17 protein-coding genes are annotated in these 17586 nt (G+C 57.0%); all 17 read left to right on the top strand.

Features of this window, described 5'->3' with window-relative positions:
• The first annotated feature begins 2 nt into the window (after positions 1-2).
• The 17 genes from H2170_05330 (at position 3) to H2170_05250 (ending at position 17483) form a co-directional block, all read left to right on the top strand.
• On the top strand, positions 3-815 hold the full coding sequence (locus H2170_05330; protein ID MCS6299507.1) for a hypothetical protein: 813 nt from the start codon (positions 3-5) through the stop codon (positions 813-815).
• A gap of 17 nt (positions 816-832) precedes the next feature.
• Complete coding sequence (locus H2170_05325; GenBank protein MCS6299506.1) at positions 833-1477, top strand: hypothetical protein; 645 nt, start codon at positions 833-835, stop codon at positions 1475-1477.
• Positions 1478-1871: 394 nt separating this feature from the next.
• A complete protein-coding gene (locus tag H2170_05320) occupies positions 1872-2543 on the top strand; it encodes a DUF1573 domain-containing protein (protein ID MCS6299505.1) in 672 nt (223 codons plus the stop codon).
• 63 nt (positions 2544-2606) lie between these two features.
• Positions 2607-3044: a rhodanese-like domain-containing protein gene (locus H2170_05315; GenBank protein ID MCS6299504.1), complete on the top strand. Its 438-nt coding sequence runs from the start codon at positions 2607-2609 to the stop codon at positions 3042-3044.
• A complete protein-coding gene (locus H2170_05310) occupies positions 3041-3877 on the top strand; it encodes a hypothetical protein (protein ID MCS6299503.1) in 837 nt (278 codons plus the stop codon). The genes H2170_05315 and H2170_05310 overlap by 4 nt, the downstream gene beginning before the upstream one ends.
• Positions 3878-3890: 13 nt before the next feature.
• On the top strand, positions 3891-4892 hold the full coding sequence (locus H2170_05305) for a hypothetical protein (GenBank protein MCS6299502.1): 1002 nt from the start codon (positions 3891-3893) through the stop codon (positions 4890-4892).
• A 75-nt stretch (positions 4893-4967) separates the two neighbouring features.
• On the top strand, positions 4968-6257 hold the full coding sequence (locus tag H2170_05300) for an O-antigen ligase family protein (protein MCS6299501.1): 1290 nt from the start codon (positions 4968-4970) through the stop codon (positions 6255-6257).
• A 116-nt stretch (positions 6258-6373) separates the two neighbouring features.
• Entirely contained in the window at positions 6374-7003 is a 630-nt protein-coding gene (locus H2170_05295) for an N-acetylmuramoyl-L-alanine amidase (protein ID MCS6299500.1), read from the top strand.
• A gap of 250 nt (positions 7004-7253) precedes the next feature.
• Complete coding sequence (locus tag H2170_05290; protein ID MCS6299499.1) at positions 7254-8471, top strand: site-specific integrase; 1218 nt, start codon at positions 7254-7256, stop codon at positions 8469-8471.
• A 197-nt stretch (positions 8472-8668) separates the two neighbouring features.
• A complete protein-coding gene (locus H2170_05285) occupies positions 8669-8902 on the top strand; it encodes a hypothetical protein (GenBank protein MCS6299498.1) in 234 nt (77 codons plus the stop codon).
• Positions 8903-9204: 302 nt separating this feature from the next.
• Positions 9205-10413 (top strand): hypothetical protein, encoded by a 1209-nt coding sequence (locus tag H2170_05280; GenBank protein MCS6299497.1) that lies wholly within the window; start codon positions 9205-9207, stop codon positions 10411-10413.
• On the top strand, positions 10382-11542 hold the full coding sequence (locus H2170_05275) for a hypothetical protein (protein MCS6299496.1): 1161 nt from the start codon (positions 10382-10384) through the stop codon (positions 11540-11542). Before H2170_05280 ends, H2170_05275 begins: the two co-directional genes overlap by 32 nt.
• Positions 11543-11740: 198 nt before the next feature.
• Positions 11741-12850: an ATP-binding protein gene (locus tag H2170_05270; GenBank protein MCS6299495.1), complete on the top strand. Its 1110-nt coding sequence runs from the start codon at positions 11741-11743 to the stop codon at positions 12848-12850.
• Positions 12847-13494: a ribonuclease H-like domain-containing protein gene (locus H2170_05265; GenBank protein ID MCS6299494.1), complete on the top strand. Its 648-nt coding sequence runs from the start codon at positions 12847-12849 to the stop codon at positions 13492-13494. The genes H2170_05270 and H2170_05265 overlap by 4 nt, the downstream gene beginning before the upstream one ends.
• A 5-nt stretch (positions 13495-13499) precedes the next feature.
• The gene (locus tag H2170_05260) at positions 13500-13937 is read left to right on the top strand and encodes a DUF669 domain-containing protein (GenBank protein ID MCS6299493.1); all 438 of its coding nucleotides are present in this window, start codon (positions 13500-13502) and stop codon (positions 13935-13937) included.
• Positions 13924-15465: a DEAD/DEAH box helicase gene (locus H2170_05255; GenBank protein MCS6299492.1), complete on the top strand. Its 1542-nt coding sequence runs from the start codon at positions 13924-13926 to the stop codon at positions 15463-15465. The genes H2170_05260 and H2170_05255 overlap by 14 nt, the downstream gene beginning before the upstream one ends.
• Positions 15465-17483 (top strand): AAA family ATPase, encoded by a 2019-nt coding sequence (locus tag H2170_05250; GenBank protein ID MCS6299491.1) that lies wholly within the window; start codon positions 15465-15467, stop codon positions 17481-17483. The genes H2170_05255 and H2170_05250 overlap by 1 nt, the downstream gene beginning before the upstream one ends.
• Positions 17484-17586 lie beyond the last annotated feature (103 nt).

Here is a 17586-nt window from a genome sequence, read left to right as displayed (position 1 = left end):
TTATGACTACCAATATTAAAAATAGGTTTATTGTATCGATGCTAGTGCTGATTTCCTGCTCGGCTCTAATGGCACAAGATGAGTGTCCATGTGCCGGCGGGACTGAGCCCTCTGTGGGTTTTGATGCATGTCAAAAACCAGTATGTGACGAAGCCTTAATTGCCAAATCCGACGAACTTTGCTGCGGAGGGAGCACAGTTTATAAGAAGAATGAGATTTCACTAACTCAAACAATAGATCTATCCGCACTCACGAAAATATACAATGATACTGCAGGTAAGATTGGCGGTGCTTTTGGCGTTAATTTTGCAATGTCAGGGCCCGCTACCTTTTCCGGAACTGGAAAAAAATGGAATGAATGTTGTAACAATACTGTAACTGAACTTGGTTCTTTTAAATTCAGTGGAAACATAACCGGAGCTGGTGTTAGCGTAAATGTCCCAATGACTGCGGCGTGGGTCCCCCCCCAAGTCGCAGGTATTCGGGCAGATCTTCGCGCCAACCTCAGCATGGGCATAAGTGTTGATTACGCTCAAACATGCACAAACCCTAAAAGTTGCAGTAATCTTACAGGTAACTTAAACGTATACGGGGGCATAACCGGATATATTGGAAATGAAGGTTATGAATTAGTTTCGATCAGCGGAGGATTTGGAGGACAAACGTCTGGAGGCTTTCAATACTGCACAGACAAGGGCTCAATTGAGAAGGTAGGAGCTTTATGTGTTACTCCATATCTCGCTTGGAATATCAAGCTCGCAGGTGTAATCAACCTTGTCTCAGGACGCCATGACGCTCCCGCACTTTGCATGTAATGAAGAATTGAGCCACTATGAAATTATCTCTAATCCTTCCGTTATTTTTATTGGGCGCATCATTTAGCTCAGCAGCTGACGCGACAAACACGTTGCCCAAATATTCAGCGGAAACCTACAAAATAGGTGTTCCAATTACAATAAGAGGGTTTCAAGGTCCAAAGCCTGATTCAGGTGATTTAGCGTTCGACGAGTGCATTTATCAAGACTTACTGAGGACAAAAGTTTCTATACCCAAAGAATTACCAACTCCCAATGAAGTTTCTTCATTTATCGAGAATCCCTATCTAACAACCGTTTTCTCAATCTATGCAGATAAGATCGCATCCAACTCAGACAGGTTTCTGCTTTCTACTCCTGAGTGTATCCCAACTCTAACGGAATATTGCGATTTCGCATTCAACGAAGCTACAAAGCGAATTTTTGAAAACGTTGATGAAGTATTGTTATTACATTCAATTACAAAGGGAAACAAGGTCTATGTTTTTTATCTATTGAACAAAGATAAGCCCAAAGCTCGCGACTACCTCGTAAAGGTTTTAGTCAAGCGAGGGCCTGTATACCTGCTAGATTGTTCAAATATTGAAGATCCTTTAATAGTAAATTTTTTTAATGCCCTGCCATCAGGAGAGCTATCAAAATTTATTTTTCAAAAAATTTGAGCATTGCGCTAATCATATTTTCAATAGTGGTATGCATTTCTTGGGTGGCCACTTTCGTAATCCTAGTGGATTTACACCAGCATTATAAGAAAGGCGTTATCTACATCGCGCGCATAAATGAGGTTAAACAAGCCACGCCGGAAGATGGCTGCACTGTCTGGTTCCAATTTAATATTGAAGGTAAAACACACACGCTAAAGGAACGCTTTGGATCGTATTATTCAGCAGCTAAGGTTGGATCCTGCGTAGAGGTGATGCATCTTCCTGGACATAAGTATATCCACCTAAGAGATCGGCGAAGAAGTATTGAAATAATTGTCGCATCCGCTTTATTTACAATCTTTATAACCGTTATATGGTTCTTTGTTTGGGTAAATTGATTACGTTCTATACAATGAAAATAATCGGCGTTTTATTTATAATCTTAACTTTTGCTATAAATTGTGCTTGGGCGGACGGATTCACTTGGGAAGACAAAAGCAAGAAAATTGATGCCCCCCCTCATGCCACTGCTGTCGATTTCATCTTTAAATTCCAAAACCAAACAAAATTAAAGGCAAGGCTGATTTCTGCTCAAGCAAGTTGTGGATGCACAATCCCCAAGACAGAAAAATCCGAATACGCTCCTGATGAAGAAGGTGTTTTGAGCGGAGTCTATACCCCTGGATCACGCAGAGGGTTAAACACAGTTTCCATTATTATAAAGGGTGAATATATTAAGGAAAAGGAGATTGTGCCTTTTGAACAAAATCTAACGCTATCAGTATTTATTCCTGAGATAGTTGGAGTAACACCGGGGATCACATTTTGGCGTTTGAATTCAGAGCCATTAGAAAAGCGCATTCGCTTAGAAGTTAAGCAGGAGCAACCGTTAAAAATAAAGATTCAGGAAATAACTAACCCAAACTTTACCGCTACTATTGAGCCCATTTTCGAGGGTCGAGCTTATGATATAGTAGTTCGACCACAATCGACTTCGGAATCCACTCAAGCACTTATCGTGCTCGAGTCTGTTGATGCCTTTCCAAAACCACTCAGGTTTTCTTGCCATTTAGTTATTAAGTAAACTCTCTCCTCTCTCGACAGAGTGGGCACTTGAGGTGCAATCAGTTTATGGTAATCACAAAATATGCTCCTTAGGCTTCTCGTTCTTATCCTAATCGGCACTATACCGGGCGTTGTGTGCTTATTCCTGCCATTTGAAAGAAGTCATTATGTAGTGGAAAATTGGCGAATCAAGGAGTTGGGCGTGCAACACGCGCTAAAACTTAATTCTTTATTTATTGATGCGCGCTCTGTTGATGAATACAATATAAACCACATACCTAATGCCTTATTGATGAATTCGCTTAACTGGGATCATGCACTATTAGACTTCTTAGAGCGATGGTCGCCAGAGCGTGTTGTGGTTATATATTGTGATAGTCGATCTTGCGGTCTAAGTAAGCAGATAGCCATCAAGCTACTTACTGATTTGCCCGAGGCTAAAATAAGAATACTGAGCAATGGGTTTAAGGCATGGCAGAGTTATCAGTCAGAGTCAGGGGAACTCGTGGAGTCACAATGATTAATTTTACCATCGTTTCGATATTAAGCTTAGGACTAGCCTCACTTTCTTATGCCGATTTAGTAACAACAAAACTGGAAGCACCTCGTTACGTCACCACAGCGGAGATCCATCACCAAGCTAGTTTGATTCCCGTTCACGGTGTGCTTATCCTTTTGCCTGGAATGAATGGCGACGGCAAAATTCTCATTACAGAAAAAGCTTGGTTGGATTTTGCCAAGAATCAAGGTCTCGGTTTAATGGGAGTGTCGTTTTCATCTCCACCTGCTCTTCTTTATAGTAATCCAGCCAAGGGCTACTATTACCCAGAACAGGGTTCAGGAGCAGCCTTGCTAGCAGGTCTCAACAAAATCTACGGGAAGGACGTTAAGATTTTATTGTATGGATTTTCGGGAGGTGCGCAGTTCGGCAGTCGCTTTGCCGAACTCTATCCCAATCGAATGCTGAGCTGGGCTGCTTACTCCGCTTCATTCTGGAAAGCACCGAACTCAGCCACGCTAACCACTGCGCCCGGCATTGTCGCCTGTGCCGAATTCGATGCCGAGCGCTACGGCCCCTCCTTCGCCTATTTCCAACAGGGCCGTCGCAAGGATGCCCGCTGGACTTGGGTAAGCATCGGCAACGTCGGCCACATGCGCCACAAACGCTTCGAGGAGTTTGTCCGCGCCTACTTCGCCGCCGTGCTCGATGGAAAGTTCGACCATGCTCAATGGTTGGACGCCGAAACCAAGCAGCCCACCTCCGAGGACGAGCGGCTTTTAAATCCTGCCCTCTCCGCTTGGTTGCCCACACCCGAAGTGGCCGACCTGTGGCTAAGACTCCATCATCCCTAGGCGCACTGGCACAATGTCTTCCCGTATAGTCCTAGCCATCTCGGCACTCTGGTTCGTCTCGCTTGCCGCCCATGCCCAGACGCCGCCTGCCAAGGAGCCAAGCTACCAATCCGGCCAAGTGGTAAATGGCGTTATCTTCCATAAGCAGTTCGTCAATTTCGGCACCGGTAAGGACAGTTGGATCAATTTCGCCCTTCGTTTTCCTCCCGGCCACAAAGACGGCGACCCGGTGCGGGGCGTGCTCTGCGTCTGCACTTGGAAAGACACCCCCGACGGTGTCATGGGCAACCTGCGCTCCGGCCCCCTCGTCAACTGGGCGCAAAAGAACGGCTTCGCCCTCCTGAGTTGGTCCCGCCTCAAGTTCTACACCACCGGCACCAGCAACGACGAGATGGACGATAAGGCGGACCGCGAGTGGTCCCGCCAGTTCGACATCGCCGCCCGCAAGTGGGAATACTCCATCCAAGAGCTAACCCGCAAATACAAGCTCCCCAGCAAAGACTTCTTAATCGACGGCATTTCCGGCGGTGCCCAAACCGCCCATCGCCTCGCGTTACGCAAGCCCGAGTATTTCGCCGGCATTCACATCCACGTAAACAGCTCTTACGACGACCTCACTCCCGGCGGTAAAAACATCGCTTGGCTAGTCACCACCGGCGAACGCGAGTTCGGCTACCAAGCCTCCCAACGTTTCTACTACGGAGCATTGGAGTTGGGCTATCCCATGATCTACAAAGCCGGTGAAGGCCTCGGCCACTCCGGCAGCCCCGAGATCGACAAACTCACCGTCGCCTTCTTCGACTACCTTTTGCCCTTCTTGCCCGACTACCGGGAAAAAGACCCTCAACCCAAAGGCGATCCGTATAAACTCATGCGCCAACCCCGTTACATCGGCGATTGGCTTAACCAGCAGGCAGTGCCCTTTGAAAAGCGCCACCTGATCCAAGGCCTCTACCAAACCGCGCTTCCTACCCGCGAAATCGCGGTCGCCTGGGGGCCGTTGTTGGAGAAATGAAGTGGGCACAATCGTTTTTAGGACAGTCTCGAATGACGGAGCCTGCGTGCAGACGATTCCGATGAGGGTTATACGATGAACCTGTTATTCGGTGATCGTTTCGATTTTTTAGGGATCGGCCCGGCAAGCAGTAACCTCAGCGCGGCGATCCTTGCGTGTGCGCTGGTTTCGTGCGCCTGGTGCTTCCTCCAGACCCGCCGCCGTTGGCAATGGCTCGGGCTGATCCTCGGTCTTGGCTTTTCGGTTCTACTCATCGCCACCAAATCACGCGGTGGCCTCATCGCCGCCGGTTGCGGTATGGGCCTCGTTGCGCTGATCCACCGCCCACGTATTTCGCGCAGCCTGATCATCGGCGGTGCCGTTGCGATTCTCGCCGTGGCTGTTTATGGCACTTTTCGCGGAGTCTGGTTTCGGTTCACCTACGGCGACGACTCCCGCAGCGATCTATGGCGAGCCGGCCTCGCGATGCTCTGGGATGCGCCCAACGGAGTGGGCACGGGCAACGCCTCCAGCTTTTTCGCCCAGTGGTACCAGGAAATCGGCGACCGGCGCGGCTACCTCTCGCTCATTAACTATCACCTCAATTGGCTTGCCGAGCATGGCCTCGCTGCCCGCCTAGGCTACGCCCTGTCATGGGCAGCACTGTCATGGTTCGTCTGGCCGCGTAGTTCCGTGCCCCTGTTAACCACAGCAGCGGCAGTCTGGCTCACCTTCTTTGTCACCGCGATTTTCAGCACCACGGCCAACGTCTGGCAGGTCTGGGCGTTAGCTCTCGTCTGGCTCGTGCTTGTCGCCGCCTGGCGCATCTGCCATCGCTCCTTCGCCTCGGCTCGCGTGGCCTGCTTAGGCGGGGGAGTTGCCCTGCTTTCCCTACTCACCCTGCACGGCATTGGCTGGTACCTCAGCTTACCGCAACTCTCCACAGGCTCCGATTCCATCCGCTGGGGCGACCAGCTACCGCGTGTTGTCCTTTACGCACCCAATCCTGGAGTACTCGGTGAAAAGTGGGGCCAAGATATTCGCTCATCCGCTGTGAGTGCCCTTGTACTGCGCTCAGGAGCAACCCTCCCCGCCGACTTTCCGCCGGACGCCCTATGGATTGTCTCAGGAGACCTGCCCGCAAACCTACCTCCCAAATCGCGGGTGCACCTCTTCAATCTCCCCGCCATACCAGAAACCATTGCATGGCTCGACCGGCAAGCGCCTGCCTCAGTCCGCGTGACGTTGAGCGACAGCCTATGCCGTGAGTTGCGTTGCGATGACTGGTTCAACTGGAGTGACCGGCACCCCGAAACCACCCGCATCAAACTTATGGGCGGGGTAAATCTATTCATTCCCTCCTGGTCATGGTTCGACGAAGAATAACCCTTGTTCTCGCGAGTGCCCTCATCGCCGGGACCCTATCGGCAGCCTCGGCAGATACTCTCGTTGAGCCACTGACAATCGAGAAACGACTCATACACGCACGTGATCCACTGCCGGTGAATCCCTGCTTTCGCCCCTACGCCGAGCCACGGCAAATCAACGTTATCGTCCTGCATCATTCCAGCGCGGTTTACTGGTTCGATCCCGAGTTCCAAGCCCTGCTCACCCAAGAGGTCAAAGACCGCGTCCACGCCCAGGGCATCACACCGGAGAACATTCAAACCCACCGCTTCGACATTGATCTCATTATTCAAATTTTCCGCACCTACGGCGTCGCACCGCACTACCTGATTGGCCGCAAAGGTGAAGTCATCCAACTAGTCGAAGATAACGACATGGCCTATCATGCGGGCGTCAGCACCATGCCCGACGGCGACGGCCGCACCGGTGTGAATTATTTCTCCATCGGCATCGAGTTGACCTCCGTGCACCCCGACGACGAACGCATCGGCACGCATCGAGAGCAGGCCTACACCGAAGCCCAATACCTCGCCCTGACGAAGCTCGTGGGGCGACTCACGACCCGATACTCCATCAAGAAAATCGTAGGGCACGACGAGATTGCACCAGACCGCAAAAAAGACCCCGGCCCGCTCTTCGACTGGACACGCATTCGAGGATCAATGAAAGAGCCCATACGAACTGGAGCGCTTTTACCTGGTGCAGTCGATCAGAACAGGTCGTAAGGCAGCCCCTCGGTTAGGTTGCCCAGAGGTTGACCAAACTTCTGTTTTAGGCTTCCTTTAGCTGCATTCATCTGCTTCGCTATTCACGTCATAAATAATTAACCATCAACTAAGTCCGTGCTTTGAAGCAACTTAGTCAGCACGAGGATTTGGGGTTCGAATCCCCCCCTCTCCGCCAGTTAACTCGCTCTTATTGAGTTGCTTAGTGGAAGCGACCACCCGATTTGTCAGTTGACGTGGCAAATCCTACATGTCCCAGGCTCCGCAGTTCGTCATTTCAGAATTCACGAATCCCTCCGGGGAAATCGTTTTCCGCCTCACCGGCTGGCTCGATGGCAAGCGCATCCGCAAGAACTTCTCCACCCGCGCCGAGGCCGCTGCTGAGCGCCAATCGATGGAGATTCAGCAGTGCCAAGCCGAAACCGGCATCCGTGCCACCGCAACCCGCCTCAGTGAAGAGCAGTTACATGAAGCCGAGGCCGCTTTTCAGCGCCTCGCCGACGCCCCCAAGTCGCTCTCGTTCTACCTAGAATTTGCTCTGGCCACCTACCGTGCGCCCGACCGTGAGCACCCACTCGCCGAAGCGGTGGCGACCTACATCGTCAGCAAAGAGCGAGAGCACTCTCATAACCTGCTTTCGATCTCCCAACTCGACCACATCCGCCGCCAACTCAAGGTGTTGATCGCGGCTTTCCCTCGTTGCCTCGTCTCTCAGTTGACCACCCGCCAACTCGCCGAGCACTGCCAGCGCGGCAACGCTAAGCCCAAATCATTTAACAACCGTCGCGGCATCTTACACACCTTTTTCAAGTTCTCGTTCCAGCACGATTGGGTGGCAGCCAATCCCATCGAAAAAATCCCCCACCACCGCATCGCCCACCGGCGCGGTTCCGCCAAGACCCTCAGCGCCGCGCAGGCCGCCAAGCTCATGCACCACGTCGAACGGGTGGACGGCGGCAGTCTGGTGCCGTTCTTCGCCCTCGCCCTCTTCGCCGGGATTCGCCCCTGCGTCCGGCATGGCGAAATCCTGAAACTCCAAGCCGACTATGTCCGTCTCGATACCGGCGTCATCCTGATCGAGCCCGAGGTCTTCAAGGTTCGCATGAAGCGCAACGTCACCATTCAGCCCAACCTCGCGGCCTGGCTAACCGCTTACCCTCTCGACCGTTTCCCTATCATCCCCAAAAACCTGCAACACACCCGTGCGGCCGTCGCCAAAGCCTTCGACCTGTCCCACGACATCATGCGGCACACGTTCATTTCCATGCACGTCGCCAAATACCGGTCGATGGGAGAGGCGGCACTCCAGGCAGGCAATTCGGAAAGCATCATCCGCAAGCACTACCTCGACCTCAAAACTCCCGCTGAAGCCGAGCTGTTTTTTGGCATCTTGCCGACCGCCTGCACATCCGCTGCACCCCTCCTACCTATCTCGTTACCGTCTGATTTCCTACCCATCGCCGCGTAGTCGGCACCCAACCCACACCACCTGCCCGCGCTAAGCGGGGGACAAATCAGTCAATGTTGACCGATTTGACCTCGCCCAACCCTGCCAGCCTTTAACCCCAAGCCAAAAACGACACAGGTGTCGTTTTTGATCACCGCCCGCACTTTCACCGGTGCGGGCTTTTTTGCGCCTCCACGTTGACTCCCCGTCTTGTGCGTATGAACCCAACCACCGTTTCCGCTCCCTGCCTCAACTCTCAACTCACCGACATCGTCGGCCTGCGCGCCAGCGGGATTTTCCCCGCCGGTAAAGAGCCCTCCATCCGCACGCTGCGCGAATGGTCAAAACTCCGCCGCATTCCCCACCACCGAATCGGCCATTTCGTTTATTACGACGTCTCCGAGGTCGCCCTTCACATCCGCACCAAACTAAAAATCCCCGCCCGCGCCTGATTCGCATCCCGACGCATTGCGTCGATTTCCGGCGCCGCCCTTACCGGCGGGCTTTTTTGGCAACCACAGTAACCCATTTACCGCCCTCGGTTCCCTCAAAAACTCAGTTAATCGAAAATTAACTGATTAACTTAAGTACCTATTATTTAAACTTTTAACAATTAGTAATCAATTGAGCCAGGCCAATAAAGGTCCACACCCCACAACCGCTTGGGGCTTGTATGGGCTAACGGCAACGCGGGTTCGAGGGTTTTCCCTCCTTCTCGCCAGGTGCGCGCCCGTACACCCCTGCACACCCACTAATGTCGAACTACAATCCTCGCACGTTCACCTCCCTCGGTCTCCTGCGCTCCATCCCGGCCGCTCTGCTCCACCGGTTTTTTCTTCCGCATCAGGGATTCCTTCAATCCCTGCAGTTCGACTGGCCCGACAGCCCTAAAAATCTCGATTACCGTGCGCTTCACGCGACGTTGATGAAGCCGCTCGCCTCCATGCCGGACAAACGGCTCGCCCAGGCCATGTTCGTGGTCGACGAAATGTCCGACGAGGCCGGCGTCGCCGCCTTAGTCGAGGCGATCCGCGAGACCGAACCCAATTTCAACCGCGACCGAAACTTGGAAAACGTGGTCTTCGTCATGACCCGTTGGCTGATCGACCCCGAACTGGTCGAGAACACCAATGCCCGCCGCTACGCCCGTGAAAACCGTACTTTCCGTTCCTACCGCACCTCGTTGAACCTGCCTACCGGTCGGCTCGATGCAGTCGAGTTGGCTGCGTTTCAGGAACAAATCGCCACACTCCTCGCCCCGTTTTACCCGCCGGAGAGCGTTAAAGTTTTCCAGTTTCCTGAAAACGACGGCAGCGAAACTCTTCGCTTCATCGTCCGCCACGGCGGCCCGTTGGTCCGTGAGGGCATCGTCAAAGCCGACGCCCCGAGCGAGTCCGATAGTTGTCTGTTCCGCCGCGAGGTCTTCGACGTGATCGTCTACGATCCGCAAAATAACGAGGTGCGCATCCACGCCAAAAAGCGCGACTGCGACCTCTACACCCACGCCTGCGGTTTGCAGTTTCTCGACAAAGCCGACGCCTTTCCCGACACCGACAAATACACCCTCGAACCGCTCCGCACCGCCCGCGAACAGTCGCTGGTGTGCGCCGACATCGTTGGCCTCAAATCGATCACATTGATCGAACTCGATGTTCACATCGGTGGCGAGTTGGCCGAGTCCGTCCTTTACCGGGCCGACGATTTATTCGCCAGCAGGGCCATGAATGAGGCCAACGTCATCCACGGGCGCACCATCCAGGCGGCTTGTTTCGAGGTGACCTTCAGCCACTCGCGCCGCACCCGCTTCGTCACCGTGCAGACTCCGAACAAGGCCAGTTTTAAGCGCGATAACGAAGGCCTGTTGGTCGAAAAATGGCTGCGCAGCGCGGGCTTCATCCTTAGCGAAACGTCGCCAACTCCCGACTACGTTGATGTCGAATGCTCTCTTGTTTCGGTTGCTTGAGCGGTTGCCGGTGCTGGCCGAAGTTTGCGCGGTCCCGTCCGAGTGGCTCCACCACCTTGGCCAAGACTGCTTTTCTTCGCTGCCCACCGGTTACCTCGTTAACACCCGCCGGGCCGCGCGGTGGGTGCCTTGTCGGCATGCCCAACGCTCCTGCCGGCGGCTGCACCGGATCGACGAGGCCGGTGACGGCCGGCTGTTTGCCTACGCGCAGCCGGGCGAGGCTTGCCCACATTTTGAAATCACCGCTGCCGATCGGCTGGTTTGGCGCATCGACCTGCCCACCGTCTTGGCCGACATAGCCTCGACTCTGACACTCGACGGCCCACCCGAGGCGGTGGCGCCAACCTGCTGGCGGCTCGGCACTGCCACCAAACGCCGCATCCCAGTCTTCGTTTCCCTCGCCACCTCGGTGGTCGGCCACGCCCAAAACGTCGCCTTCGTCGCCGCCCAAAAGCACGAGCGGCCGGTCTTTTTCGTGCCGACCGCCAGTGCAGCGCTCCATCCCGTGGATACCGCCCTCACAATGTCCGGCGGCCGCCTCGGAGTGCTGGCCGATTTCCTAGAAATGGACCGCAAAAATCGGCTGTTCGCGACCCTCGAACTGGCCGAACGCTGGCACGATCTCGACCGCGAGCCCGCCCGTGTTTTGGAAAAGCTCCCGCTGCCGATCGGTGCAACCTGGGCGCATCTGGTGGTGACACTGCTGACCAACGGCAAAATCAACATAGCCCACAGGTCGGGTTCGCCTGAACGCTCCTACACCCGCGCCGAACTCGGCTTCGAAAACAAGGCCGGAGCCGAAACCGAGGCGTGGCAGTTACTCGATTTCGCTGCCCAGCACGGCTGCATCCCGATTACTCCAAAAGCAGGTAAACGGGATGACACCGCTCGCAACCGCATGCGTGAAATCGCCGCCGGATTCGAGCGCGTGCTGGTATTGCCAAAAAACGGCTTCGAAAAAGCCACTTCGCCTTTTCACGAAACCCCCGGTTGCGTTCCGGTGCCTGGTTACTGGCCGCTTTTCAAATTACGGCCCCAATCCGCCCGTTTTACCCCGCCGGTGGGTAATTACCCAGTCCCCGCCCTCGACCTCACCGCGGATCCGGACGAGCCACCAGATTCAGATTAACCCGCTCTACAAAAGCCGCTTGCGCACCGCAGGCGGCTTTTTTGTGCCTCAGTCGCGGGGCCGTTTTTGGGTAATTTGGGTAATTACCCCCGTGGTTTCGTAACCCAAAACATCCGCAAAACCTCCGCCACCAGCGGAGCCGGATGGGAGGCTCCGGGTTATGCCTCCCGTTCGGCGCTCTGGTGATTTGCCAACAACATGTCTGTTTCAGCCGTCAGTAAACCCGCCGCCCCCGTGACCATCACGCGCGGCCTGATCCCGAGCGCCACCCGTCTCGCCCTTTACGGGCCCGAGGGCGTCGGCAAGACCTCCCTCACCGCCGGTTTCCCCTCACCGGTGTTCCTCGATACCGAGGGTGGCTCCGCCCACCTTGACGTTGCCCGTTTCCCCCGGCCCCGCGCCTGGGCCGAGCTGCTCGCCGCCATCAACCACCTGCTCGCCGCCGACCATGGGTTTCAAACCCTAGTCATCGACTCCATCGACTGGGCCGAAAAGCTCCTCATCGAGGAAGTTTGCCGCAAGGCCAACAAAGAGAGCCTCGAAGACTTCGGGTACGGCAAGGGTAACGTCTACTTGGCCGAGGAGTTCGCCCGCTTTTTGACCCCGCTCGAAAAGCTCCGCGACCGCGGGATTCATGTGGTCCTGGTCGGACACTCGATGATCCGTAAATTCGAGGCCCCCGACGCGGTCGGCGCCTACGACCGCTTCGAGCTCAAGCTGAGCAAGCAGGTCGCCGCCTTGGTGAAGGAGTGGGTCGATGCCCTCCTGTTTGTGAACTTCGTGACCAAGGTCACCGAAAAGGACGGCAAGCAGCGCGCCGTCGGTGGCCGCGAGCGGGTCATCCACACGACCCACACCGCCGCCTGGGATGCCAAAAACCGCTACGGCCTTGACGACAAAGTCCCCTGTGTCGTCGCGAGCCTCGTGCCTCTTTTCATCCGAGCCGCTATCCCCGCCGCCCCAGCCACGGCACCAGCACCGGCACCAGTCCCAGCACCGGCCGCCCCATCGTCCCATAAATCCCCTTCCTCCCAGCCCTCCCATTCCGCACCGGTGCTCCTGATCACCTGCGAGCAGGTCGAAAAACTCACCCTCTACTGGGCCACCCTCAAGAAAACGCCCGAAGACCGTGCCAAGGCCTTCGCCTGGATCGGCTGCGATAGCATCGACCTGCACTGGAACGAGCTCACCGCCGAGCAGGCCGACCGGTTAATCGGCAAGCTGCAGGACCAAATGAACCGCATCGCCGAGGGTTCCACCTCGACCGCCGCCAAAGCCGGCTCGCGCCAAAACGGAGGTGCCCGATGAGCACCTACATTTTCGACATCGAAACCGGCCCGCGTTCCCGCGCCGAACTCGCCGAGTGCGTGCCGCACTTCGAGGCCCCGGCCAACTGGAAGGATCCCGAAAAGATCCGCGCTTACGTCTCCGAAAAGGAGGCCGAGTGGTTCCAATCCGGCGCACTCTCCGCGCTCACCGGCCGAGTGCTCGCGATCGGCTACACCAACGAAGCGACCGGTGAAATCGGTTTCTTTGCCTCCAACAACGAGGCCGCCGACATCGCCGCCTTTTGGCAACTGATCGCGCCGACCGGGTATCTCCAGGCCGAGCTGATCGGGTTTAATAGCAACCGCTTCGACCTGCCGTTTTTGATCCGCCGCTCCTGGCACCTCCGCGTGCCGGTGCCGACCGAACTCGTTTCCGGCCGGTTTCTGCCCTCCCAGTGCCGCGACCTGCTCGACTGTTGGCGCTGCGGTAACCGCGAGGACTCCGTCTCGCTCGACCGCCTCGCTCAGTTCCTCGGCGTCGGCCGCAAGACCGGCCACGGCGCCGACTTCGCCGCCCAGTGGGCCACCGATCCTGCCGGTGCCCTCGACTACCTCGCCAACGACCTCCGCCTCACCCGCCGCTGCGCCGTCGCGCTCGGCCTCCTTACCCAACCATCCCGCTAATTCCCATGAAATACACTTCTTCCGCCGACGCCCCCAAAGCCTACCACCTCCCCGCCGGTGACTATTCGGTCACCATCCTTGAGGCCTCTGAAACCGTCTCGCGCTCCACCGGCGCGGACATGATCAAACTCACCCTCGAAGCCGAGGCCGCCGACGGGGCCACGTCCACGCTGTTCGACTACCTCGTGGCTTCTGCCTCCTCCGCTTGGAAGATCGATACCTTCCGTATCGCACTTGGGCAAACCATCGCCCCGGGCGAACCGGTCGAGCTCGACGCCGCCGATCTGCCCGGTCGCACCCTGCGCGCCCGCCTCAAGGTCGAGGACTACAACGGTCGCTCGAATAACAAGATCGATGCCTGGCTCGCGCCGCTCATCCGCACCGCTCCGACCGCACCCGCAAACGCCGCTAAAAAGGAAAGAGCCGCCAATGAGCCGTTTTAACCTACGCCCCTACCAAACGGCCTGCGTCGAGGCCGTGCTCAGCAAGTTTCGCCAGCACGGTAAATTGTTGGCCGTCCTCCCCACCGCCGCCGGTAAAACGGTGATCTTTTCCCACACGGCGGAAAAGTTCGCGCCCGGCCGCACCCTCATCCTAGCCCACCGCGAGGAATTGCTCAGCCAGGCGGCCGACAAGCTCACCCGCGCCACCGGCATTGTCGCCGAAACCGAATGCGGCACCCGCCAAGCCAGCCTCGCCGCCCAGGTGGTGGTCGCCTCGGTGCAAACCCTGATGGGCGAAAAACGCCTCAGCCGTTGGCCCCGCGACCATTTTAACTTGGTCGTGGTCGACGAGGCGCACCATGCCTTGGCAGAAAGTTACCAGCGGGTGCTCCGGCACTTCGATGGACACGCCAAGGTGCTGGGCGTCACCGCCACGCCGGACCGCGGCGACAAGAAAAACCTCGGCACCTACTTTGAGGACATCGCCTTCGAGGTCGGTCTGCACGAACTCATCGAGGACGGGTATCTCTCGCGCATTTCGGTGCGCACCCTGCCGGTGGAGATCAACCTGACCGACGTACGCACTGTGGCCGGTGACTACAACGACGCCGACTTGGGTGACGTCATCGAGCCCGCATTGCGTGAAATCGTCGAAGCCATGCGCGAGTCGATCGGGGACCGCAAAACCCTCGTCTTCCTGCCGCTAATCCGCACGTCCCAGTTATTCGTAGAACTCTGCCAAGAGGTAGGTTTCACCGCTGCCCACATCGACGGCCAAAGTAAGGACCGGGCCGACCGGCTGGCCCGTTTCGCCGCCGGTGATTTCCAAATACTGAGCAATTCCATGCTCCTCACTGAGGGTTTCGACGAGCCCTCGGTGGAGTGTGTGGTTTGCCTCCGCCCGACCAAGGTACGCGCTCTTTACGCGCAGATCATTGGTCGCGGCACCCGGCTTTACCCAGGCAAGGAAAACCTACTGGTGCTGGATTTTCTATGGATGACCGGCCGCCACTCCATTGTGCGGCCGGCGCATCTGGTGGCCTCCACGCCAGAGATTGCCAATGCGATGATTGCCCAGGCTGAAGAGGCCGGCGACGAGGAGCGCGATCTGCTGGAAGAAGAAATCGATGCCAAGGGCCAGCGCGAGGCGGTGTTGGCTGCCGAACTGGCAGCTAATGCCCGTCGGGCGGAGCGCCAGCTCGACCCGGTCGAATTCGCGCTCTCCCTGCACGAAATTGAACTCGCCGAATACGCCCCGACCATGGCCTGGCACCACCAGGCACCCACGTTCAAGCAACTCAGCCTGCTCGAGCGCAACGGCCTCGATCCGTCCGCCATCCGGGACAAAGGTCACGCGGCAGCGATCATCGATCGCATCCTCGCCCGGCGTAACCTCGGCTTGGCTACGCCAAAACAGGTGGCGTGTTTGCGTCGCAACGGTCATGCCCGCCCCGACCTCGTCAGCTTCGCCGACGCCGGTGTCTGGATGACGGAGCGGTTCAAAAACACCAACCGGAGGGCCGCCTAATGTCCCTGCGCTACACCTCGCCCTCCGCCAGCGCCGGGCCGCTCGACCTGATCGAGCGCGCCCGGCGTTATCTCGAAAAAATGCCGCCTGCCGTTTCGGGGCAGCATGGCCACGACCAGACCTTCGCCGTTGCCTGCACCTTGGTGCAGGGCTTCGGCCTAGGGGTGGCCGACGCCGCCCCGCTTTTTGCCGAGTACAACGCCCGTTGCTCACCCCCTTGGTCCGAGCCTGACCTCGCCCACAAACTGACCGACGCCGACCGCGCCGCACCCCCCACCGAAGGCCGTGGCCACCTCGCCCGCTCCACCGCCCCATCATCCCCTCGTTCCCCGATGTCCACTCATTCCTCCTCTCCGCCCATTGGTCATTCGTCATTGGACATTGGTCATTCCGAATCCGACTCCTTCGGCACCTTCCTCCGCGCCTGTTTCGAGCCTGCTGATGTCCTCTCCATTGCCCCCGGAGCGATGCACCCCGAAGCCGAGCGCGCCATCCCTGAAAACGGCGGCGTTAACATCCTCACCCGCGACGCCTGGATCGAACGCGCATCCTCACGCGGAGGCATCGCCCACGTGTTCAGTGGGCATCACGGTCTTTTCATTCGCATCAATCCAGTGCGCCACGGTGCCGAGGGCACTGATGAAGACGTGACCGCCTTGCGCCACGTACTCATTGAAAGCGACGTCATCCCCAAACCCGAGCAGGAGCGCCAGCTGCGCGCCTCCGGTTTGCCCATCGCCGCCCTGATCGACTCAGCCGGCAACTCGGTGCACGCGTGGGTGCGGATCGACGCCAAGAACCGCGAGGAATACCACGCCCGCCGCGAGAAAGTGTGGGCGTCTTTGCCCGGCTTCCAGATCGACAAGGCCAACAAAAACCCGTCGCGCTTTTCCCGTTGTCCCGGTGGCCTGCGCAACGACGGCGTGCAACGCCTCATCGCCGTGAACCTGGGCGCGGCCTCATTCGCCGACTGGGAAGCCCAGTACGAAGACGCCCGCGATATCGACTTCCTCACGCCCTATTGTGTCGAGGAAGAGGTTGATCCGCCCCAGATCATCGAGGGCATTCTGTTTCGTGGCGCCAAGATGGTCATAGCCGGTCCATCGAAAGCTCGGAAGACCTGGAACCTGACTGACCTTGCCCTCTCCGTCGCCTACGGCCAACCGTGGTGCGGCTATCAAACCCAGCCGACGACGGTCATTTACGTTAACCTGGAGATCGCCCGGTTTAGCTACCGCAAGCGTCTGCGCATGATCTGTACTGCGCGGGGCTTTAACATCAACGCCAACCCCCGCGTCTGCTTTTGGAATCGTCGCGGCAAAGACAACGAGATCACCCAGCTTGCCAAACGCATCCGGCGTCAGGCGGCACGCATCGGCGCGGGCCTCATCATCATCGACCCGATCTACAAGACCTACGGCGATCGCGAGGAGAACTCGAACACCGAGATGGCACAGGTATTGAACGAGCTCGAAAAGCTCGCGAAGGACACGGACGCGGCCGTCCTCATTGCCGCCCATTTTCCCAAGGGCAACCTGACCGGCCGCGATGCTATCGACCGTGTCGCCGGTGCTTCGGTGTTCGGTCGCGATCCAGACGCCTTGCTCATCATGACCCCGCACGAGCATCCCGACGCCTTTACCCTGTCTCCCATCCTGCGAGACCATCCGCCCCAACCAGAGGTCGTGATCCAATGGACGCAGGGATGTTTTCAACGCATCGCCGCCGATCCGAAGTCCATCCAAGGTCGCGATCACAAGCCAGGATCCAGCCGCAACGAGCCGGCCTTCATGCCGGGCAGTTACCGCGCCCTTTTTTCGACCATGCCGCCGCTCGCCAACTCAGCCAACCCTGAGGAAAGCGCGGTGATCGCTTACATTGCCGAGAAGCTGTCCGATGCCGGTAAAGACTCATCTAAAGCCGCTTCAGTTTTCACCACCATCCGCCGCCCGGAGCGCGAAATTCTCGTCTTTGATCGAGCGAGCAAGACGTGGAAAGGAGTCAACCATGTCGCCTGAAATCACCCTTCACCTAGGTGCCTTTTCGTTCGGAGTCACCCTGACTCTAAGAGTCGATTTTCGACCGGTGACACTAAGTGTGACACTAGCGCATGACACTATT

The sequence above is a fragment of the Opitutus sp. genome, from assembly GCA_024998815.1.
Classification (GTDB): Bacteria; Verrucomicrobiota; Verrucomicrobiia; order Opitutales; family Opitutaceae; genus Rariglobus.
This window is presented reverse-complemented; position numbering and strand designations above follow the sequence as displayed.